Annotated in this window: 17 protein-coding genes; 13 read left to right on the forward strand and 4 right to left on the reverse strand. The window is 56.0% G+C overall.

What is annotated here, in order from left to right:
• Positions 1-109 precede the first annotated feature (109 nt).
• The 3 genes from H1D44_RS08680 to H1D44_RS08690 form a co-directional block, all read right to left on the reverse strand.
• Complete coding sequence (locus tag H1D44_RS08680; protein ID WP_181514454.1) at positions 110-955, reverse strand: ABC transporter permease; 846 nt, start codon at positions 953-955, stop codon at positions 110-112.
• On the reverse strand, positions 955-2,166 hold the full coding sequence (locus H1D44_RS08685) for a quaternary amine ABC transporter ATP-binding protein (RefSeq protein WP_181514455.1): 1,212 nt from the start codon (positions 2,164-2,166) through the stop codon (positions 955-957). The genes H1D44_RS08680 and H1D44_RS08685 overlap by 1 nt, the downstream gene beginning before the upstream one ends.
• Before the next feature lie 346 nt (positions 2,167-2,512).
• On the reverse strand, positions 2,513-3,208 hold the full coding sequence (locus tag H1D44_RS08690; RefSeq protein WP_181514456.1) for a Crp/Fnr family transcriptional regulator: 696 nt from the start codon (positions 3,206-3,208) through the stop codon (positions 2,513-2,515).
• Between the two features lie 415 nt (positions 3,209-3,623).
• On the opposite strand from H1D44_RS08690, the gene H1D44_RS08695 reads away from it, so the two are divergent.
• The gene (locus tag H1D44_RS08695; protein ID WP_181514457.1) at positions 3,624-4,004 is read left to right on the forward strand and encodes a histone-like nucleoid-structuring protein, MvaT/MvaU family; all 381 of its coding nucleotides are present in this window, start codon (positions 3,624-3,626) and stop codon (positions 4,002-4,004) included.
• 283 nt (positions 4,005-4,287) lie between these two features.
• Here the strand turns inward: H1D44_RS08695 and H1D44_RS08700 are convergent, their stop codons facing one another.
• Positions 4,288-5,115, reverse strand: a complete 828-nt coding sequence (locus H1D44_RS08700; protein WP_181514458.1) for a helix-turn-helix transcriptional regulator — start codon at positions 5,113-5,115, stop codon at positions 4,288-4,290.
• Positions 5,116-5,556: 441 nt separating this feature from the next.
• Between H1D44_RS08700 and H1D44_RS08705 the strand changes: the two genes are divergently transcribed.
• From H1D44_RS08705 to H1D44_RS08760, 12 genes are all read left to right on the forward strand, one after another.
• Positions 5,557-5,853 carry a hypothetical protein gene (locus H1D44_RS08705; RefSeq protein WP_238984525.1) on the forward strand — a complete coding sequence of 99 codons (297 nt, stop codon included), beginning with the start codon at positions 5,557-5,559 and terminating at the stop codon, positions 5,851-5,853.
• 24 nt (positions 5,854-5,877) lie between these two features.
• The gene (locus H1D44_RS08710) at positions 5,878-6,363 is read left to right on the forward strand and encodes a hypothetical protein (RefSeq protein WP_181514459.1); all 486 of its coding nucleotides are present in this window, start codon (positions 5,878-5,880) and stop codon (positions 6,361-6,363) included.
• 457 nt (positions 6,364-6,820) lie between these two features.
• On the forward strand, positions 6,821-7,828 hold the full coding sequence (locus tag H1D44_RS08715) for an NAD-dependent epimerase/dehydratase family protein (protein ID WP_181514460.1): 1,008 nt from the start codon (positions 6,821-6,823) through the stop codon (positions 7,826-7,828).
• A 12-nt stretch (positions 7,829-7,840) separates the two neighbouring features.
• Positions 7,841-9,310 carry an MBL fold metallo-hydrolase RNA specificity domain-containing protein gene (locus tag H1D44_RS08720; protein ID WP_238984526.1) on the forward strand — a complete coding sequence of 490 codons (1,470 nt, stop codon included), beginning with the start codon at positions 7,841-7,843 and terminating at the stop codon, positions 9,308-9,310.
• A 27-nt stretch (positions 9,311-9,337) separates the two neighbouring features.
• Positions 9,338-10,636, forward strand: coding sequence for a hypothetical protein (locus H1D44_RS08725; protein ID WP_181514461.1), 1,299 nt, complete (start codon positions 9,338-9,340; stop codon positions 10,634-10,636).
• 187 nt (positions 10,637-10,823) lie between these two features.
• The gene (locus H1D44_RS08730; RefSeq protein ID WP_181514462.1) at positions 10,824-12,146 is read left to right on the forward strand and encodes a UDP-glucose dehydrogenase family protein; all 1,323 of its coding nucleotides are present in this window, start codon (positions 10,824-10,826) and stop codon (positions 12,144-12,146) included.
• A gap of 55 nt (positions 12,147-12,201) precedes the next feature.
• Entirely contained in the window at positions 12,202-13,647 is a 1,446-nt protein-coding gene (locus H1D44_RS08735) for a mannose-1-phosphate guanylyltransferase/mannose-6-phosphate isomerase (protein WP_181514463.1), read from the forward strand.
• Positions 13,648-13,663: 16 nt separating this feature from the next.
• Positions 13,664-15,040, forward strand: a complete 1,377-nt coding sequence (locus H1D44_RS08740) for a phosphohexomutase domain-containing protein (protein ID WP_181514464.1) — start codon at positions 13,664-13,666, stop codon at positions 15,038-15,040.
• Complete coding sequence (locus H1D44_RS08745) at positions 15,025-15,819, forward strand: ABC transporter permease (RefSeq protein WP_181514465.1); 795 nt, start codon at positions 15,025-15,027, stop codon at positions 15,817-15,819. The genes H1D44_RS08740 and H1D44_RS08745 overlap by 16 nt, the downstream gene beginning before the upstream one ends.
• Positions 15,816-17,036: an ABC transporter ATP-binding protein gene (locus H1D44_RS08750; RefSeq protein WP_181514466.1), complete on the forward strand. Its 1,221-nt coding sequence runs from the start codon at positions 15,816-15,818 to the stop codon at positions 17,034-17,036. Before H1D44_RS08745 ends, H1D44_RS08750 begins: the two co-directional genes overlap by 4 nt.
• A complete protein-coding gene (locus H1D44_RS08755) occupies positions 17,033-20,509 on the forward strand; it encodes an FkbM family methyltransferase (RefSeq protein WP_181514467.1) in 3,477 nt (1,158 codons plus the stop codon). The genes H1D44_RS08750 and H1D44_RS08755 overlap by 4 nt, the downstream gene beginning before the upstream one ends.
• Positions 20,510-20,561: 52 nt before the next feature.
• On the forward strand, positions 20,562-21,491 hold the full coding sequence (locus H1D44_RS08760; RefSeq protein WP_181514468.1) for a glycosyltransferase family 2 protein: 930 nt from the start codon (positions 20,562-20,564) through the stop codon (positions 21,489-21,491).
• The last annotated feature ends 10 nt before the right edge of the window (positions 21,492-21,501 follow it).

Raw genomic sequence — 21,501 nt, forward strand, 5'->3', positions numbered from 1 at the left:
TCGTCTCCCTCCTTTCGCTTTAACTTACTTCTACTTACGTCAATAAGCCTGCTCCTTGCATCCAGATGATGCAAGAGTGGGCGCTTTCAGCCTTCGGGAGGCTTGGCTATCAGCCTTTTTCCCGGCGTGGCTTGCGCAGCGACTGCGTCAGCCGATCCAGCAGCATCGCCAGGATCACCACGGCGATACCCGCCTCGAAGCCGTCACCCGGACGCAGGCGCTGAATCGCACGCCACACCTCGCTGCCCAGGCCGTCGGCGCCGATCATGGCGGCGATCACCACCATGGAGAGCGCGAGCATGATGGTCTGGTTGATACCGGCCATCACGGTAGGCAGCGAGAGCGGCAGCTGCACCTTGAACAGCTTCTGGCTGCGGGTGGCGCCATAGGCGTCGGCTGCCTCGATCAGCTCCACCGGTACCTGGCGAATCCCCAGGGTGGTGAAGCGAATGGCCGGCGGCATCGAGAAGATCACCGTGGCGAAGATTGCCGATACCGAACCGATGCCGAAGAAGGGGATGGCCGGTATCAGATAGACGAAGGCCGGCATGGTCTGCATGAAATCGAGCACCGGCATGATGCTGCGATAGAGCCGCTCGGAAAGCGCCGCGGCAATGCCCACCGGAAGGGCGATGACCACCGCCACCAGGGTAGCGATCACCACCAGGGTGAGGGTCTCGATCATCGGGTTCCACAAGCCCATGTTCCAGATCAGGGCGAGCCCGGCAACGGCGCCGATGGCGAGGCGTATGTTGGCCAGCTTCCAGCAGAGCGCGGCGATGGCAGCCAGCAGCGCCCACTCGGGCAGCCACATCAACAGGTCGTTGAGCCAGGCGATACCGGTCTGGGTCACGCGGGAGATACCGCGGGTGACCATGGAGTACTCGGTGGTGAGCCAGTCCAGGCCGCCTTCGATCCACCGGCCGAGCGGAATGCGGGGGATATCGAATGTCATCAGTGGTTTCCTCCCTCTGCGGCCTGGGCCAGTTGGGCGAGTACCGCACCTTTCACCACCACGCCAAGCAGGCGTTTCTGTTCATCCACCACGGCGATGGGGAAGCTCTTCTCGCTGAACATGGCGAACAGGTTCTGCATCGGCTCGTCCGGTCCCACGGAGCGGAAGTCCTGGGTCAGCGCTTCGCCGATGCTCTCCTTGCCCTGCTTGATCAGTGCCTCGGCGCTCTCGGCCTCCAGCAGGCCGACCAGGGTGCGGTCGCGGCGGGTCACGTAGATGGAGTCGATGCTGTGCTCGTGCATCTTGCGCAGTGCGGTGCGCGGGCCGTCGGTATCGCGCACCGTGCTCCGCACCTTGCGCATGGCGCTCTCGGCGGTGAGGATGCGCGAGCGGTCGACCCCCTCGATGAAGCGGCGCACGTAGTCATCGGCAGGGCGGGTGAGGATCTCCTCCGGCGTGCCGATCTGCACGATCTCGCCATCCTTGAGCAGCACGATGCGGTCGCCGATGGTCAGCGCCTCGTCGAGATCGTGGGTGATGAACACGGTGGTCTTCTGCATGCGGTTCTGCAGCTCCAGCAGTTCCTGCTGCATGTCGCCGCGAATCAGCGGGTCGAGCGCCGAGAAGGCCTCGTCCATCAGCAGCACGCTGGCGTCGTTGGCCAGCGCCCGGGCCAGCCCCACGCGCTGCTGCATGCCCCCGGAGAGCTGGTTGGGATAGGCGTCCTCCCAGCCATCGAGACCCACCTGCTTGAGTGCATTGCGTGCGGTCTCGGTACGCTCGGCCTTGTCTACCCCGCGGATCTCGAGACCGAACTCGGCGTTCTGCTGCACGGTGCGGTGGGGGAACAGAGCGAAGTTCTGGAACACCATCGAGAAGTGGCGGCGGCGGCACTCGAGCAGTGCCTTGTCGCCCAGTTCAGGAATGTTCTCGCCATCGATGACGATTTCGCCCTCGGAGGGCTCGATCAGGCGGTTGAGGCAGCGAATCAGGGTGGATTTACCCGAACCGGAAAGCCCCATGATGACCAGCAACTCGCCCTCGTAGACATCGAAGTCGATATGGGAGAGCCCCAGCGTCTGTCCCGTCTTCTCGAGAATCTCGGGGCGCTTCATGCCCTTGTCGCGTAGTTCGAGCGCCTTCTTCGGATGATTGCCGAAGACCTTGCTCAAGTGCCGAACCCGTATCTTGACGTTTCGGTTCTCGTTCATGTGGTTGCCTATTGTCCGACGCGCAGCCGCCAAGCTTCCTGGCTTCTCGCGGCACCGTCGAAGATCGCTTCGAGTTGAGCCAGCCTTGCCGGCTTCCCTGCACGACAAAGCGGCCAACCCTAACGGCTGTAACACGAACTTTCAAATCTGGCTAAAATGACAAGTTACATCAAGCCGGCTAACAGCGCAGGAAAACAGGCACATCACCGTCTGCAGCGGGTGAGGTGTATGAGCTTCAGCGGGTGAGGGTGAATGAGCTCAGGAGTGGTGACATGCAGGGCCGAGGGCAGCGGTGAACGCTGCTCCCATTGGCGTGGTTCAGGCAAGAGGCGGGGAGGGGGGAGAGTTATTCCAGCGCAGCCTCTTGAAAATCGCCCAGCTCCGCCAACTCCGGCCAGTTTCGAATGCGGATTTGTTGGTTGGCGCAGTTCTCGATCAGCCCCCGGCGCTTGATCTTGTTCAGCGAGCGGCTCACGTGAACGCTGGATAAGCCCACCACGTTGGATACCTGTGTCTGAGTCAGCGGAAAGAAGTAGCGCCCCTGATATGTCAGGCCAGCAGCGTGGGAGCGTGAATAACACTCGCACAGGAGATTGGCAATGCGCTCCTCTGCGCTGCGTGTCGAAACATTGACGATCCATTTCAGCGCCACGCTGTGGCTCATATGCCCCGATATCTTGAAAAGACGCAGAATTCTCGGGCGCTCGAAGAGCCGCTCTGCGCTCTCGGCATTGATAGTGGTGAATCGCAGCGGTGTGATGGCCTTTATGGAGAACTCCATCCTGTTGCTGAAGCCCTGGCCATTGTCGCTGATATCACCGGGAAGCAGCAGGGAGGTGATGGGCTCGCTGCCGTCGCGCATCGGCTTGTAGCGGCACGCCCAGCCGCCTTCAATGAGATGAAGGTGCTCCAGTATTTCGCCCGCGCGAGCCAGGTGCCCGCCCTTCCTCAGCTCTCGAACGGGGCCGGTGTGGTAATGAAAAATTCGCTTGTCTTCGTCGCATAAGTCCTTGCGGGCACTGAAGTTATGAAACAGGTACATATCATCCTTGACTACTTGGTCATCCGTATGTTCACCAGTGTAGCAAAGACCGAGTGATCAGCAAGCTGCTTAATTAGAATTCGCTTAATTGACGTTATGCCGACGAATCGCCGGGGCAGGTATGGCGGTCATGTAGCGGTCGCCCCGTGACATCATTCCCTGAACTGGGGTTCATACGCCAAGACTTAGTTTACTCAGTGAAGCAAGCATGGCGGGCTCAGGTAAAACATAACCTGGATCAACTTTGAATCAACTTGTCGAGAGGACGAAGCGGTTCTCGGCCCAGGCTATTTTCATTTGACGTTTTCGATATGTATCCGCTAAAAAAACAAGCAGAAGTGTTGTCATTTGGAGCGGGTTGTTGTATTTATAGGCCGCGTCCCGCAAATTCCCAAAGCATTAGACAGGAATCGCCATGTCCCTACTTAGCGAATTCATGCAGAAAGAGCAGCAGCTCAAGCAGCTTCAGGCTGAAATGGAGCGACTGCAGAACGACGAGCGTCTCAAGGCCGAGCTCGAGTTCAAGGAAAAGCTCGAAGCCCTGATGCGCGAGTTCAGCAAGAGCTCTGCCGATGTTATCAACCTGCTGCAACCGCAGGGTGCCAAGGCCTCGCCGGCAAAGGCAGCATCAGCGACTCCCACCGGGCGTCGCAAGCGCAAGCTGAAGATCTACAAGAACCCGAAAACCGGTGAAGTCGTTGAAACTCGCGGCGGCAACCAGAAAACGCTGAAAGCGTGGAAGGACGAGCACGGCTCGGACACCGTGGAAGGCTGGCTGGTTCGCGTCGAGTCTTGATACGACCCCATCCGGGATAGCTGTTCTGGCGCCTGTTGGGGCACGAACAGCGTATTCAGGGAACGCCCTTTACCCGGCGAGCCGCTATTACGGTGCAGCGTGTTCGATAAGGTCTTTCGCGGAAGGCCTTATCCTGTAGAGCGTCTTCTCGAAGGCTTGAGTTAGTGGCTTATGGAAGGCGCCAAGCGTGAAGCGAGCTCGTCGGGGTGGTTTGAAGGGTATGTGCCGGGCGCCAGGCCCGGCATCGGTAGAAAAGACTTGGTAGAAAAGACTTGCCCGTGTATCAGGCTCGCTCCAGTTGCACGGGCAGGCGCAGCTCGATTTGATCCTCCCCCCACTCCACTTCGAGGGGGTCGCCCGTGGCGTGACACCGCTTGGAGGGCAGCCCGTCGCTTACCAGGTACTGCACGACATCGGGAATCTCATCGAGACTCTCGACTTCCGCCCGGGCGTGATGCTGGGCAGGGATCTTGAGCAGGCGAAATGAGGCCGGAATGGGGATATTCGAAGCCTCGCCGTTCGTAATAAGTGGCCCGACATCGACTCTTTCGGTTTCGCTGCGCAGTGGCATGTTGTGCATCAAGGCGAACGTGCGCCCCAGTTTCAGGCGCTCGGCCAATCCGTCAATGTTCTTGACGTGACGGCGCCACTCTTGCAGTACCTTTACCGGGTTGCTGCGAGCCTGGCGATAAAGTCGTGTTACCAGGGCCTGCCGCGGCGGCGCCTTGTGGATCTCGAAACTGGGTGGGTGGCCGTTATCGCCCTGGCAATAGGGGTTGTGACGCAACTGCAAGCGTATCGCATGGCGATACTGGCGTGGCGTCTGGTCGTGGTAACGTTGGAAAGCGCGGCTGAACGCCGAGTGGTTCTGATAGCCGCATTGGTTTGCGATAGCTTGTACAGGAAAGGGTGTGAAGGCCAGCAGTCGTGCCGCCTTCTCTAGCCTCAGTCTGTCGCGGTAAGCGCTTGGGGACAGCCCGAAGCACTGCTTGAACCTACGCCGGACCTGTGAGGTCGAATAACCGAGTCGGCTGGCGAGGTCTTCAATTCCCTGCTGGCTATCCACGTGGTCTTGCAGCCAGATCTCCGCCCGCATCATCTCGTTATACATAACTGTCCCTTGCTTGATATACCAGCAATGTCTTATTTACTGGGTCTACAACATCGCTGGAGCCCCCTGCTGTCTCAAGGCATCCGAGTGGCCTTGGGGTCATGCTGTTTATAGTATTTGTGCAGCTCTTTATGCGCTGTCGCGGGAGGCAAAGGCAAGTTCGGTTACAAGATTTGACCGTTTGTGCATAATATCGGGTGGGAAGGATAGGCGACTCCTGTTCCATGGCGTTCGGCGCATCCCTGGCTGTCAGCGTAGCTCAATATTGTCGAGCTGCCTTCCGTGCCGGCGCTTGGCCTTCGCTACCCGACGCAATGGCGGTATACTCGTGCCTTCACCATTCGAGTGCCGCTCAGATCGCGCTGAACCCGCATGCCGAGCTTCCAGTTCGTGTCGCCCATGCGCAGCCATTTCCAGGTACTTGAGCAATGATGGAATACGATGAGAAAACACAAGACTGACCGTTCGATGGACGAGCGCGAGAAACTCCGCAAGTTCCGCGAGCTCGACGACGCCTTTGCCGAGGCCCTGCGTGAGCTCGAAAAACCCGATTCGCGCCTGGATATTCCTACCGGGCCCCCGGTGCGCAGCCTGGAAGAGCGTGAGGCCGAAGAGGCGCAGCAGCGTCAGCAGGCCTTCGAGCAGCGGCTCAAGTCGCTGATGAGCGAGTACGCCCAGCCCAGGGAAAGCGTGGCGGCCCTGCTGCGTACCATGAAGACGCTCGGCCACATTGCCTGATTCGCCGATAGGCACGGTTCGCCAATGACTTACTTTCTGGTGATGGGCAGCCTGGCGTTGTCCGTCCTGTTCACGTTCGGCTGGGCGCTTTCGCGTCTGCTGCGCTGGGCCGCCTCCGGCTTCTCGCTAGGTGGCGGGGCGGCCAGGGGAGGGCGCAAGGGCGGCCGGCGCAGCGGCGCCACCCGCAGCGCGGGAAAGGCCAAGGCCGGCAAGGCCAAAACCGGCACGGCCAAGGTCAGTGCGAGCCGTAGCAAGGCCAGTGCCAAGCCGACGAGCGAGCCCTGGCGCATCACCCGACTCATTGCCGAGTGGCGTTCCAGCGTTGCGCTGGCGCTGGTGGCCTCGCTCATCTATCTCGTCGCGCGCCTTGCCGAGTACGGCATCAGCTATCGCCCGCCGCACACCCTGCCCAGTGGCTTCGACACCCTGCTGATCGGCCTTGGCTGGCTCTCCGCCGGCCTGATTCTGCTCGCGCTGCTTCAGCGCCTGGCTGCCTGGCGCTGCCGTTGAGCCAGCGTTGCTCTTGCGTTCGAGCATATAAATCAGACGGCTTGCCGTCATACATCAGCAGAAGCCGAACAACCCCCTGACTTGTCAAGACTATTTTGTTACAAACGGCGGTAGAGCATCCCGCGCGAGTCCCGTAGAATTCGGCTATTCCAATAACGATACCCAGCAGGGGATGGGCTGCCGATCAGCCTCGCGATATGGCTGCGAGATGAACGGCGGTGTCGAGATCATCGAGTGCCAGCTCGGTGACGGACCGTGAGAGTGGCGCCCAGGGCATTATCCCGCCCTGTGGCTTTGTTCGTGCGCTCGAGGGCAGTTCGTACGCTCGCGCGCAACGCTCCGTTCCTGTCTCCGGTATCGCCAAGCCAGCAGGGCCAGGGAACCGCCCGGAACAATCCCCGGGCGGTAGCGTGCCTGAAACTGCCGCCGCCATCGGTCGAACAAGGGTTAGAGACGAGTGAAACTGCTGATCACCGGCATTGCCGGCTTCATCGGTCACGCCGTGGCCAAGCGCCTCAGCGGCCAGGGCCACGAGATCATCGGTATCGACAACCTCAATACCTACTACGATGTTTCGCTCAAGCATGCACGGCTGAACGATCTGGCCGATTGCCACGACATTCGCTTCATCCATATGGATCTGGGCGATCGTGAAGCCATGGCCGCGCTGTTCCGCGAGAACGCGTTCGACCGCGTGATCCACCTGGCTGCCCAGGCCGGGGTGCGCTACTCGCTGGAGAACCCCCACGTTTACGCCGACTCCAACCTCATCGGCCACCTCAACGTGCTGGAGGGGTGTCGCCAGCACAAGGTAGGGCACCTGGTCTACGCCTCCTCGAGCTCGGTCTACGGCATGAACGCCAAGACCCCGTTCGACACCGGCGACAGCGTCGATCATCCCGTCAGCCTCTATGCGGCCACCAAGAAGGCCAACGAGCTGATGAGCCACACCTACGCGCACCTCTACGGCGTGCCGATGACCGGGCTGCGCTTCTTCACCGTGTACGGCCCCTGGGGCCGGCCCGACATGGCCATCTTCAAGTTCGTCAAGGCGATGTTCGAAGGCAAGCCGATCCAGGTCTACAACCACGGCGACATGTCGCGGGACTTCACCTACATCGACGACATCGTGGAAGGCATCGTGCGTATTGCCGATGTGATTCCCCAGGCCAACCCCGACCGCGCCGCCGCCAGCGCCCGGCCCGACCAGAGCACGGCGCCCTACGCGCTCTACAACATCGGCTACGGCGCCCCGGTGTCGCTGATGAGCTTCATCCGTGCGCTGGAAAACGCCACCGGACGCGAAGCCATCTGCGACTACCTGCCCATGCAGCCCGGCGACGTGCCGCGCACCTGGGCCGACACCGAAGCGCTGCTCAAGGCCACCGGCTACCGCCCCAAGGTCCATGTAGAGGAGGGGGTGAAGCGCTTCGTCGAGTGGTATCGAGACTTCTATCAAGTGTGACATGAGTGTGGCATGAGCGGCATGGACAGCCTGACCCCGAGTGAACCTCTCCCCAGCATCAGCCACCACGGCGCCGCCAGCGGCGTGACCGGCAGCTGCCACCGGCTGCAGATCGACCCGGACCGAGCGCTGCTGATCGACTGCGGCCTGTTCCAGGGCCAGGACGCCGAGCGCATCGACAGCCTGGAACAGCACCAGGTGCGCTTCCCGGTGGAGGACGTGCTGGCGCTGGTGGTCACCCACGTGCACATCGATCATATCGGCCGGCTGCCCTACCTGTTGGCGGCGGGCTACCAGGGGCCGATTCTCTGCTCGGTGCCATCCAAGCGACTGCTGCCGCTGGTGATAGAAGATGCGCTGCGGGTCGGCTTCACCCGCGACCGCGCACTGATCGAGCGCTTCCTGGCCGAAGTGGAAGGGCGCCTGGTCGCGCTGGACTACAAAACCTGGCATACACTACTCGACGACGCACGCCACTGCATACGCGTGAAGCTCAAGCGCGCCGGGCATATCCTCGGCTCCGCCTACGTGGAAGTGGACACCCAGGACAAGCGCAGCGGTGAGCGCCAGCGTATCGTGTTCTCCGGCGACCTGGGCGCACCCTACTCACCGCTGCTGCCCGCGCCCAAGCCGCCGTACCGGGCCGACGTCGTCGTGCTGGAATCGACCTACGGCGACCGCCTGCACGAAGACCGACGGCACCGCCGCGACAGGCTCAAGGCCGCCATCGACAGGGCGCTGGCGAACGGCGGCACCGTGATCGTTCCCGCCTTCAGCGTAGGCCGCACCCAGGAGCTGCTCTATGAGCTGGAGGGGCTGATACACAACGCCCGCAGCCAGCGCTGGCGCGAGCTGGAGATCATCGTCGACTCGCCCCTGGCCGCTCGCTTCACCCAGGTGTACCGCGAACTCAAGCCCTGGTGGGACGCCGAAGCCCACCGCCGCCTGCGCAGCGGCCGCCACCCGCTCAGCTTCGAGAACCTCTACACCGTGGAGGATCATCAGGAGCACGAGCGCGCGGTGGAATACCTGGCCGAGAGCGGCCGGCCCGCGGTGGTGATCGCCGCCAGCGGCATGGCCAGCGGCGGTAGGGTGGTGAACTACCTCAAGCGCATGCTCGGCGACGAACGCCACTGCGTACTGTTCACCGGCTACCAGGCCCAGGGCACCCCGGGCCGCGACATCCAGCGCTTCGGCCCGAATGGCGGCTGGGTGGCGCTGGAAGGCCAGCGCATCGAGATTCGCGCCCGCATCGAAACCGTGAGCGGCTACTCGGCCCACGCCGACCAGCACGACCTGCTCAACTTCGTGCGCCGCATGCGCCACCCGCCGAGGGAAGTGCGCCTGGTGCACGGCGACGCCCACGCCCAGGCCGCGCTCAAGGCCAAGCTGCTGGAATGGGGCGCAGGAGAGGGGCATGAGCTTCGAGTAACGCTTGGTGCGCAGCACATTGCTGACAGCCTATTGCCAGAGACTGCTTGATCGCTGCGAAGTAGCCAGGGGAAAACAATGCGGCCAACCCGTGCCCAACTTATCTATATGTTGGTAATACTGCTGATTCTGGCAGCGGCGATCATCGCTTCGGTATGGATCTACCAGGCGCGGCAAGGAATCGATCTGGTATCGTTCACTGTCTCCATGGTTTCCTTCGGTATCTCACTGCTGGCGCTGTTCATTGCCCTTCAGACCTACATCTCTATCGACAGCGTCTACAAGATCTCGAGGATGGACGGCAATATCCTCGATAATGAGCACTATGTGACTTCGGTACCGGAGTTACTCAAGCGCTTCCAGGCCCTGGATGAGCCATCACTCCAGGATGCACTCTTCTCCAGCATCGAGATGAAACTAAAACGTGAATCCGCCACTGCGGTGGACTTCGCCGATACCCTTCAGTACATGGTAGACCTGATCGTGCTGTTTCCGGCTGTGTTCAGTGCCTCGGCGGTCGATCGCAAGCGGTATCAGGCCAGAATGAACGCGCTACTGGCTCTGGCCGACAAACGAAAGGCAGTGCTGAGTTCGGTCAACAAGGGTGCAGCGATCCAGATCAATGAGGTAGTCAAGTTATTTAAGGGTGTGGTGACCTATCAGCGATTGGTTGCGGAAGGAAACTTCAAGGTTCATGGCGAATTGCTCGACGTGCGTGGGCCCATCCTGCGCAACCCCGTGACCCGAACGGTCTATCACAACTATCTGGGGCTCTACTACAACAAGAAAGGCATGCACCGTATCCGTGAGGGGTTACAGCTTGGGCAGATGGATCTTCTCTCTCTTGAGGGGGTCGAGACGCTTACGCGTCGGGACGCCGAGCTGGCCCCTGAGTGCCGAGAAGAAGTGATCATGTACCTAGGCGCGGCCCTCGGTCAGTTCGACAAAGCGCTGGACGCGTGCGGTGAAGACGATATGTGGCTGGGGTTCATCCATTACAATCAGGCCAGGACACTTTTCGTGCTGGGGCAATTCATCAATGTCGATGACTGGCAGCCGGTGATGGACAACGCCATTCGCGCCCGCAGTCAGCTCAACCACCTGATAAGGGAAGTGCTGGGCCAGGGTGGTCCCGAGACGACTCACTTGCAGGCCTTCTTTCTCTACCAAGAAGAATTGGCTCGGCTGATGAAGCTCAATTTTCTTGTGGGCAAGGCGGCGGGGGAGCCAGCCATTTACCGTGGGCACGACATGGCTGAGCTATCGGCGGATCAGTTCGAGGGGCTATTGACACTGTGCGCGCGCTTTCCCCAGGTGCCACGGTATCAGCAAGAGCTATCAGCGCGTCGTGTACAGTTTGCTACCAGCCCTGGGTAATCGTTAACCATCTGCCGCCTAGAGGCCGAGTGCGGTCATCGCGTGAGTAGCGGCCTGACCGAAAGGGCAGGCACTCTGTCACCGACAGAAACGATGATCCCTCAAAGTATGGGAATGCGTCCGGTTCAATCCTCGGCGGTAGTGTGCCTGGGGCACATCAACTTATAGACTCGAAAGTAGAGATGACATGAACGTTACCGTATTCGGAACCGGCTACGTGGGCCTGGTGCAAGGAGCCGTGCTGGCCGACGTGGGCCACCACGTGGTGTGCGTGGACGTGGACGCCGCCAAGGTGGAGCGCCTCAAGAAGGGCGAAATACCCATCTACGAGCCGGGCCTGGAGCCACTGGTAAAGGAGAACCATGTCGCCGGGCGGCTCAAGTTCACCACCGATGCCGCCGAAGGCGTCAAGCACGGCCAAGTACAGTTCATCGCCGTGGGCACCCCGCCGGACGAAGACGGCAGTGCCGATCTCAAGTACGTGCTGGCGGTGGCCGACACCATCGCCCAGCACATGGAGGGTGATCAGGTCATCGTCAACAAATCCACCGTGCCGGTCGGCACTGCCGACAAGGTGCGAGACAAGGTGGATGGCGTGCTGGAAGCCCGTGGCCGCAAGGACCTGCGTTTCGACGTAGTCTCCAACCCCGAGTTTCTGAAAGAGGGCAGTGCGGTAAGCGACTGCCAGCGGCCGGACCGTATCATCATCGGCACCGCAAGCCGCATAGCGCAGGACATGCTGCGCGAGCTCTATGCGCCGTTCAGCCGCCAGCAGGACAAGATGATCGTGATGGACGTGCGCAGCGCCGAGCTGACCAAGTACGCCGCCAACTGCATGCTGGCCACCAAGATCAGCTTCATGAACGAAATGGCCAACCTGGCCGAACGCCTGGGCGCGGATATCGAGATGGTACGCCAGGGTATCGGCTCCGACCCGCGCATCGGCTACCACTTCATCTACCCCGGCGTGGGCTACGGCGGCTCCTGCTTCCCCAAGGACGTGCAGGCCCTGATTCGCACCGCGAGTGATATCGACTTCGACGCCAAGGTGCTCAAGGCCGTGGAAGCCCGGAACGAGGAACAGAAAACCACCCTGTTCCAGAAGATACACAAGCACTACCAGGGCAACCTGGCCGGCAAGACGTTCGCCATCTGGGGCCTGGCCTTCAAGCCCAACACCGACGACATGCGCGAAGCCCCCAGCCGCGTGCTGATGGAAGCCCTGTGGCAAGCCGGCGCCAAGGTACAGGCCTTTGATCCGGAAGCCATGGAAGAGACCCAGCGCATTTACGGCAACCGCGACGACCTCACCCTTTGCGGCACCAAGGAGGCTGCTCTGCGCGGCGCCGATGCTCTGGCAATCCTCACCGAATGGCAGAGCTTCCGCGCCCCGGATTTCGAGCTAATCAAACAGCAGCTCGCCGCACCGGTGATTTTCGACGGGCGCAACATGTTCGAGCCGAAGAGGATGTCTATCAAGGGCTTTACTTACAATTCAGTAGGGCGCTGACATTACTTTGGGCTGCTGACCTTTTTGTCTAACTCAACACTGAAAGAGATAAACCATGCATTTCGTACCCGTCATTATGTCAGGGGGGGTGGGAAGCCGCCTCTGGCCGGTATCCCGTGAAACACACCCCAAGCCTTTCATGTCGCTGCCAGATGGGCAGAACCTGATCCAGAAGACTTTCCTGCGAGCCAGTGGCCTGGATGGTGTCAGCGAGGTATTGACGGTCACCAATCGTGAGCTTTTCTTCAAGACGGAAGATGAGTACCGCAAGGTCGGCAGTGAGCACACCCCGCTACGTTATGTACTGGAACCCTTCGGGCGCAACACCTCGGCGGCCGTGGCCGCGGCAGCGCTTCAACTGAACGAAGCTTACGGCCCCGATACACTGATGCTGGTACTGGCGGCCGATCACCTGATCCAGAATGAAACGGCCTTCTCGGCAGCCGTCAACAAGGCCAAGGAAATCGCCTCGCAGGGTTGGCTCGTGACCTTTGGTATCGAACCCCAATACCCTGAAACCGGGTTCGGTTACATCGAGGCTGACAAAGCGAACACGTTAGCCAGCGGCTATCGGGTCGCTCGTTTCGTCGAGAAACCGAGTCTAGAAACCGCGAAGGGGTATCTTGAGGCTGGGCGTTACTACTGGAACTCTGGCATGTTCTGTTTCCCGGTAGGCCTGGTGATCGAGGAGTTGCGGGAACATGCTCCTGACGTCATGGAAACCGTTGCCGCCACCTTGGCTGCGTCACGCAGCAGCCAAGGTGAAGCTTATCAGTGCTTGACGCTCGATCCCGAACAGTTTATCGACGTGCCGGATATCTCTATCGACTATGCCCTGATGGAGCGTTCTTCCAAGGTTGCCGTTGTGCCCTGCGACATCGGCTGGAGCGATATCGGCTCATGGAATGCCATGAGCGAGTTGACCGAGGCCGATGCTAACGGCAATCGCTGCGAAGGTGAGGTGCTGGTGCACGAAGCCCGCAACAACTATGTCTATAGCCCCGAGCGCTTGACCGCCCTGGTCGGCATCGAAGACCTGCTGGTAGTCGATACGCCTGATGCCGTGCTTATCGCCCACAAGGACCATGCCCAGGACGTCAAGCAGATCGTCAAGCAGCTGAAGGCTAACGAGCACGATGCCCATCTGCTGCATCGTACCGTGTATCGGCCTTGGGGAACCTATACCACCCTGGAGCAGGGCCACCGCTTCAAGATGAAGCGTATCGAGGTCAAGCCCGGCGCCTCGCTTTCGCTGCAGATGCATCATCACCGTAGCGAGCATTGGATCGTCGTCAGCGGTATGGCTCGTGTCACGAATGGGGAGCAGGAGTTCTACCTGGACACCAACGAGTCGACCTTTATCCGTGCCGGCCACAACCATCGCCTGGCCAATCCCGGCGTGATCCCTCTGGTGCTCATCGAGGTGCAGAGTGGTGACTACCTCGGTGAAGACGATATTGTACGCTTCGAGGATACCTACGGCCGTGTCGATGAGCAGTGATCAGGGACCAGGAAAGATGAAATCGATCACGACTCAGTGCTTCAAGGCCTATGATATTCGCGGCCAAGTGCCCGAACAGCTTAATGCCGACCTGGCTTACCGCATTGGGCGGGCCCTGGTCGCCGAGCTGAATGCCGAGAGTGTGGTGGTGGGCCGCGACATGCGCCTCGAAAGCCCCTGGCTGGCCGAGGCACTGATGGACGGCATCACCGTTGCCGGGGCTGATGTCATCGATATCGGCATGTGCGGTACCGAGGAGGTCTACTTCGCCACCAGCCACTACCGAGCCGACGCCGGCGTAATGGTCACCGCCAGCCACAACCCCAAGGGCTATAACGGCATGAAGCTGGTGCGTGCCGAATCTCGCCCGATCAGCGGCGACACCGGCTTGAAGGCGATCAAGGTACGCGTCGAAAATGCGGATCTCGGCCAGGTGGCCGGTAGTCATGGCCGCATAGAGAAGCGCCTCGACAAGTCGGCCTACCTGGCCAAGCTGCTCGAGTATGTGGCGCCCTCCGAACTCAAGACCCTGAAGGTCCTCGCGGACCCCGGCAACGGCGCGGCCGGCCCGGTAATCCGGGCACTGGCCGAGCGGCTGCCCTTCGAGTGGGTATTGATCAACGAAACCCCCGATGGCCATTTCCCCAACGGCGTGCCCAACCCCTTGCTGCCGGAGAATCGCGAGCAGACCCGTCAGGCGCTGCTGCAGCATGGTTGCGATCTGGGCATCGCCTGGGACGGTGACTTCGACCGCTGCTTCTTCTTCGATGCCAACGGCCGCTTCATCGAGGGTTACTACCTAGTTGGCCTGCTGGCCGAGATGCTGCTCGCCGACAACCCCGGCGAGAAAATAATCCATGACCCGCGCCTGACATGGAACACACTCGATCAGGTACGATACGCGAAAGGGGTGGCGGTGCAGTCGAAGACCGGGCATGCCTTCATCAAGGAGCGCATGCGCGAGGAAAACGCGATTTACGGCGGCGAGATGAGCGCCCACCATTACTTCCGTGATTTTGCCTACTGCGACAGTGGCATGATCCCGTGGCTGTTGGTCACTGCGCTGATGTCGCGTACCGGGAAAACGCTTGCCGAACTGGTCGACCAGCGCATGGCCGCCTATCCGTGCAGCGGCGAGCGCAACTACCGTGTCAACGATGTGCAGCACACCCTGGCCCGCTTCGAACAGCACTATCGGGGCCAGGCGCAGCAGTTCGATACTACCGACGGCATCAGCCTGGCATTCGACGACTGGCGATTCAACCTGCGTGGCTCCAATACCGAGCCGCTGCTGCGCCTCAATGTTGAAAGCCGGGGCGATGCCGATCTGGTCAACGCCAAGGTTGCCGAACTGGAAGCCCGGTTGCAGGAGTGGCAATGTCTGACATGTTGAAAGGCCTGTGGGCGTATCGCGGTTTCGTGCTCAGTTCAATCAAGAACGAGTTCGTCACCCGCTTTGCGCGCAGCAAGCTGGGCGGGTTCTGGATGATCCTGCAGCCACTGGCACAGGTGCTGATCTATGCATTGATCCTCTCCGCCGTGCTCTCGGCCAAGCTTCCCGGCATCGACAGCCAGTACGCGTATGCGATCTATCTGACTGCAGGCTTTCTGGGCTGGATGCTGTTCTCCGAGATCATCAATCGTTGCCTCAACCTGTTCATCGAGCAGGGCAACCTGATGAAGAAGATGAAGTTTCCCAAGATCACCCTGCCCACCATCGTGGTCGGCTCGGCGCTGCTCAACAACGTGATGCTGCTGCTGGCGATCCTCGGGGTGTTCGCGGTGCTGGGGCACTTTCCGACTTTGCAAATACTGTGGTTGCCAGTGCTGACCCTCGCGATGGTCTCGCTGGCGCTCGGTTTAGGCCTGGTGCTCGGCATTCTCAATGTGTTCATTCGCGACATCGGCCAGGCGGTGCCAATCTTGTTGCAGGTGGCGTTCTGGTTCACGCCGATCGTTTACCCGATCAATATCATTCCGGAACGCTTGCAGCAGTTGCTGGTGTTGAACCCCATCTACCCGATCATCCGCGGCTACCACGACGTGTTGGTGTTCGGCCAGGCGCCGCACCTCGGGCAGGTGATCCTCATCATGACCGTCGGCTTCCTGATCCTGGCCTTCGGCCTGTTCCTGTTCCGCCGCGCGAGTGCCGAATTGGTGGATGCCCTATGAGCCTGATGATCGTCGACAACCTGGGCAAGGCCTACCGCACCTACAAGACAGAATGGCACCGTTTCGGACGTTGGCTGGGAATTCCGTGTCAGCCCAATGAAGAGCATTGGGTACTGCGGCACCTGAATTTCGAGATTCAACCCGGAGAGGCCATCGGCATCGTGGGCCAAAACGGGGCAGGCAAGAGCACCCTGCTCAAGATGATTACCGGCACCTTGCAGCCCACCGAAGGGTCGATTCAAGTCAATGGTCGCATCGCTGCCATCCTCGAGCTGGGCATGGGCTTCAATCCGGAACTCTCGGGTCGGGAAAACGTCTTCCATGCCGCCGGCCTGATGGGCTTCTCGACCCGGCAGATACAAAAGGCCATGCCGGACGTCGAAGCCTTCGCCGAAATCGGCGAGTACTTCGACCAGCCGGTACGTACCTACTCGAGTGGTATGCAGATGCGCGTAGCCTTCGCCGTGGCCACGGCGTACAGGCCGGAAATCCTGATCGTCGATGAAGCCCTCTCGGTGGGCGATAGCTACTTCCAGCACAAGAGCTTCAACCGCATCCGTGAGTTTCAGGAGCAGGGTACGACACTTATGATCGTATCGCACGACCGCAGCGCTATCCAAAGCCTGTGCGATCGCGCGATCCTGCTTGAGCAGGGCCGAATTCTCAAGGATGGCAGCCCTGAAGAAATCTTTGATTTTTATAATGCCCTCATTGCTGAGAAAGAAAAAAGTACCATAGAAATAAAAAAATTAGAATCTGGTCGGGTAAGAACTATTTCGGGGACAGGCGAGGCGAAAATTAAAGATATAAATTTATTTAATGAAAAAAGAGAAAAAGCTGATTTTGTTGAGGTTGGAGAATCTGTTTTTATTAAAGCTAATGTTGTTATAAATGCAAATATAGGAACATTAGTGTTTGGCTATAGCATCAAAGATAAGCACGGTCAAATAATGTATGGAACTAATACTTGGCATACGAAACAGATTGTAAAAAATCCAAGGAAAGGAGACGAGTATACCTTTTTAGTTTCTTTCCCTGCTAATCTTGGTCCAGGAACTTATTCAGTGCAAACTGCATTAGTTGATAGCCAAACACACCTGACCTCAAATTACGAATGGCAAGATTTGGCCTTGGTTTTTGATGTTGTTAATAGTAATCAAACATATTTTGATGGTTCCTGCTGGATTGAGCCAAGTATTAGGGTAGAAAAAGCATGAGTTTTGTTTCGTACGCTCAGAATTTCGAAGACGTAATGCTATGGCGAGCGCTAAAAGAAATAAATAACGGGTTTTATATTGATATCGGGGCGTGGTCGCCGGATATCGATTCTGTCACTCGCGCTTTTTATGAAAAAGGCTGGCACGGAATTAATATCGAGCCGAACCGAGATTTTTACTTAGAGTATTGCTCTAAAAGAGATAGAGATATAAACCTAAATTTGGCCATAAGCGACAGTGAAGACGAGGCTGATTTTTTCATTGTATCCAACCCTGGGCTGTCTTCTTTAAGTGAAAATGTAGCGAAGTCCCATATAAAAGATGGTTGGGATGTAAAAAGTGAAAAAGTGAAAGTTGTAACGTTAAATAAAATTTTTGAAGAGTATGTGAGAGACCGAGCAGTTCACTTTCTCAAGGTTGATGTAGAGGGATTGGAAGAAAAGGTACTAATCGGTAATGATTGGCATAAAAATCGGCCATGGATATTGCTGGTTGAAGCTACCAGACCAATGAGCCAGGTTGAAGCTTACAGCCATTGGGAACCTCTATTATTAAAATCAAATTACTTATTTGCTTATGCAGATGGTTTGAATCGATTCTACATTGCAAAAGAACATAGTGCCTTGCTAGACTCTTTCGACTACCCACCAAACGTATTTGATGATTTTGTATTGCATCATCATGCACAAGCTGTCTATAGAGCTGAGCAAGTTGAACAAAAATACGCGCTATTGGAGGCTGATCATACTAAATTAAAATCTGAAACAACAAGACTTAATATTGAATTAAAGAGTATTTATGAAAGTAAGTCGTGGCGTATTACCGCGCCGTTGCGCCATTTCTTTAATTTAGCACGAAACGTAAAAAAAAACATTAGAAATAAGTTAATATATATGACAGGCGGGGGGATGCGTTACCTGTCACGAATAAAACATTTAAAGAAGTTGATTTTGTTGTTGGTTGATAGGTCGCCATCTCTCAAGCGACGACTCCAAAGGTTAATGGCTCAGTCTACAGTAGCAAGTAACTTACCTATTCGTGGTTATGCTAGGGATGAAGACTTTCAAGATTTTTTAAAGCCAAAGGCAGCTGAAGTAAAAATTAAAAGCCTTAGACTTAGAGATGAACATTTTTCTAGGGAGGAGATTGCATCTAGTCTATCCTTGTTATCTATTGATGGTCATTTTAGCGGGAGCTATAGTCTGGCATCGGTAAATAGGAATATTGTAAAGCGCTTAAAAAACAATAATAGCATTAACATTGAAATTTCAATTTCTCCACGAGAAGGCGAAAAAGTTAATTGGATTCGTGATACACCAGGAGGTGGTGAAGAGTCAAACTTTTTGTCTAAACTCATTGTAAATAGTGGAATAAGCAGCGACGGCTATAGTAATAAAATATGTCTTTACCATCACTACCCTATCGTCGAGGATGTTGACCCTGCCAATGGTTTGCCTGTAGCCCTGTTCTTTTGGGAAGAATCTCGTGTTCCAGAGGACATTATAGAAACGTTAAATTCTAATTACAGGGGAGTCATTGTTACTGCATGGTTTGTCAAGAAGGTTTTGATGGATAGTGGCTGTATACTACCTGTGCAGGTGGTTTCACTTCCCCTGATAGATAACACTCTCTCTTCTAGATCCGATCGAAACTTTCTAGAAAGGGCGCAACGAAAAAAGGAATTGAGGTTGCTCCACGTTTCGTCGTGCTTTCCAAGGAAGGGTGTCGATGTTCTACTCGAAGCATTCAATATTCTTGCTTCGGAGATAAGCCAGGTCAGCCTAACCATTAAAACATTTCCTAACCCTCATAATAGAATTAATGATTGGGTCGACGAGTTGGTGATCGAGGAAAATAGGTCACGCCTCAAAATCATCTTCGAGGATTACGATACTGGGATGATGACACGACTCTATAAAGACTCAGATATTGTGGTGTTGCCTACGCGCGGTGAAGGGCTGAATATGCCAGCTATCGAAGCGGCTGAATTTTGCCGCCCTGTGGTAGTAACTGGCTATGGAGCGCATACAGATTTCGCACAAGATGACAATTCCTGGTGGATTCCATATAGATTTTCTCAAGCACAATCGCATTTTTCTAATTCGCTTTCTGTTTGGGTGGACCCTAGCGCTCACTCTCTTGCAGCCAGACTCAAGGAGTTGTGTCAGAAGCTTTTGAACGATAATGATGAAGTTTATGAGAAGACAAAGCGATTGAAAGAAAAAATCAATGGACAGTTCTTTTCAGATACCTCAAATTATTCATTTCTAACTGCTCTTGCCAGACTTCAAAGATTTAACAGTGTCAATCATAAGAATACCGATAAATTGTCTATTGGGATTGTGACAACATGGGCCGAAGCTTGTGGGGTTGCAGAATACACTAGGCAGCTAGTAGAGAATTTGAGCAATTCCGATTGCAATATCCAAGTTTTGGCACCGAAAGGAAGAGTGGACCTGGAGAATATTCAAGGTTCCGATGATACTCCATGGCATGAGGCTTGGGACATGGGTTATTCGCCAGATTTAAGCCGCATTGATTTGGTGGATATTGTTTGGCTACAACATCATTTCGCATTTTATGGTTTGGATGAAAATCTCTACAGAAATTTAGTAGCATTGCGTAGTAGAGATAAATTGGTTTACATCACTCTTCATACCACAAGAGTGATGTTGGGATTTACTAGAGAGGCGCAAGAGATAACCTCCAATTGCTTATCGCTGTTTGACCGGGTTTTTGTACACACTGTTGACGATTTGAATAATCTAAAACGAATTGGTGTCGTTGATAACGTCACCTTGATGCCACAGGGTGTGCAAGAATCTAAATTTTTGCTGCAAGAAAAGAAGAACGAGAGGAGCAATGAGGAGGTGTTTATCGTTGGGTGCTTTGGATTCCTCTTGGAGCATAAAGGTGTATATCAGTTAATCACAGCCTTTGATGACTTCTTAAAAAACCAAAAAAACGCTGAGCTGTATCGATTGCGTCTCGTGACTTCAGTTCGCGGTGATAATCAATCCATTAAAGAGTTTGAGCGTTGCACTAGACTTGTAGCAAGTCTCAATCGTGAGGAACATATAGAGTGGCATACAGACTATCTTCCTATTGATGAAGTTGAAATATTGCTAGGGGGGTGCGATCTTTTGGTTCTACCTTATCAGTTTACTCAAGAGTCAAGCAGCGCCGCAGTGCGTACTGCCATTGCATGCTGTAAAAATGTTGCCACAACGCCAGCTCCGATATTCGAAGAAGTCCGGGGAATAACTTTCAGCATTGATGGGTTTGAAAGTAAGGACATTAAAAAAATATTGGAAGAAGCCATTGATGGGTTTGATGTAAGTACAAAAAGTAAAGTGCATGAAAATCGAGAAAAATGGATTCTAGATCGGCAATGGAGTAAGGTCGCTAAAACCTATTCAAAAATATTTAGGTCAGCTGCAATGGATGCAAAATTTTCTGAGGTGACATGCTAGATATTTAATGTTTTTCTTCGCTAGCTCCTATTCTCAATTGTGGTGACTTGTTTTGAAGCTTATTATTCAAATACCCTGTTATAATGAAGAAGAAACTCTTGCGATTGCACTTGGTGCGCTGCCAAGAGAGGTTCCAGGCTTCGATACGGTTGAATGGCTCATTATCGATGATGGCAGCGAAGATGAGACCATTAGAGTTGCGCAAGAGAATGGTGTCGACCATATCGTTCGGCATACTCGCAATGAGGGTCTGGCAAAAGGGTTCATGAACGGCTTGGATGCCTGTCTTCGCCTGGGAGCCGATGTTATAGTGAATACTGATGCCGACAATCAGTATAATGCAGAGGATATTCCTGACCTGACCAGACCGATCACTGACGGCGAAGCGGATATGGTGGTTGGGGCGAGGCCAATCGCAACGATCGAGCATTTTTCTCCTGTCAAAAAGCTGTTACAGAAACTGGGTAGTTGGGTAGTGCGTGTTGCTAGTCGAACCGATATTCCCGATGCCCCCAGCGGCTTCCGTGCCATGTCTCGGAAAGCCGCTCAGCGGATGATGGTGTTCAACGAGTACACCTATACATTGGAAACCATCATTCAAGCTGGCCAGAAGAATATGGCGATAACCTCCGTGCCGGTTCGAGTTAATGAAGATCTTCGGCCGTCAAGGTTGTTCAAGAGCATTCCTTCTTACATTCGACGTTCTGTCGTTACCATTATCAGAATATTTGTCGTTTATCGGCCATTTCGTTTTTTCGGCATTATTGGTGCAACCCTGTTTAGTATTGGCTTTCTGATTGGTTTACGCTTTCTATGGTATTACCTCAATGGTGAAGGCGAAGGCCATATTCAATCCTTGATCCTTGCTGGCGTAATGCTGGGGGCAGGTTTTCAGACGATTTTAGTGGCATTTCTTGCGGACCTATTGGCAGCAAATCGCAAGATGCTGGAAGATATACGCTTCCGTATTCGTGAAGACTGAAATGCGGAAG

The sequence above is a fragment of the Billgrantia kenyensis genome (genome assembly GCF_013697085.1).
Lineage (GTDB): Bacteria > Pseudomonadota > Gammaproteobacteria > Pseudomonadales > Halomonadaceae > Halomonas > Halomonas kenyensis.

Coding starts and splice junctions, on each gene's coding strand:
- H1D44_RS08680 (WP_181514454.1), bottom strand. CDS start 955: ATGACATTCGATATCCCCCGCATTCCGCTCGGCCGGTGGATCGAAGGC.
- H1D44_RS08685 (WP_181514455.1), bottom strand. CDS start 2,166: ATGAACGAGAACCGAAACGTCAAGATACGGGTTCGGCACTTGAGCAAG.
- H1D44_RS08690 (WP_181514456.1), bottom strand. CDS start 3,208: ATGTACCTGTTTCATAACTTCAGTGCCCGCAAGGACTTATGCGACGAA.
- H1D44_RS08695 (WP_181514457.1), top strand. CDS start 3,624: ATGTCCCTACTTAGCGAATTCATGCAGAAAGAGCAGCAGCTCAAGCAG.
- H1D44_RS08700 (WP_181514458.1), bottom strand. CDS start 5,115: ATGTATAACGAGATGATGCGGGCGGAGATCTGGCTGCAAGACCACGTG.
- H1D44_RS08705 (WP_238984525.1), top strand. CDS start 5,557: ATGAGAAAACACAAGACTGACCGTTCGATGGACGAGCGCGAGAAACTC.
- H1D44_RS08710 (WP_181514459.1), top strand. CDS start 5,878: ATGACTTACTTTCTGGTGATGGGCAGCCTGGCGTTGTCCGTCCTGTTC.
- H1D44_RS08720 (WP_238984526.1), top strand. CDS start 7,841: ATGAGCGGCATGGACAGCCTGACCCCGAGTGAACCTCTCCCCAGCATC.
- H1D44_RS08725 (WP_181514461.1), top strand. CDS start 9,338: ATGCGGCCAACCCGTGCCCAACTTATCTATATGTTGGTAATACTGCTG.
- H1D44_RS08730 (WP_181514462.1), top strand. CDS start 10,824: ATGAACGTTACCGTATTCGGAACCGGCTACGTGGGCCTGGTGCAAGGA.
- H1D44_RS08735 (WP_181514463.1), top strand. CDS start 12,202: ATGCATTTCGTACCCGTCATTATGTCAGGGGGGGTGGGAAGCCGCCTC.
- H1D44_RS08740 (WP_181514464.1), top strand. CDS start 13,664: ATGAAATCGATCACGACTCAGTGCTTCAAGGCCTATGATATTCGCGGC.
- H1D44_RS08745 (WP_181514465.1), top strand. CDS start 15,025: ATGTCTGACATGTTGAAAGGCCTGTGGGCGTATCGCGGTTTCGTGCTC.
- H1D44_RS08750 (WP_181514466.1), top strand. CDS start 15,816: ATGAGCCTGATGATCGTCGACAACCTGGGCAAGGCCTACCGCACCTAC.
- H1D44_RS08755 (WP_181514467.1), top strand. CDS start 17,033: ATGAGTTTTGTTTCGTACGCTCAGAATTTCGAAGACGTAATGCTATGG.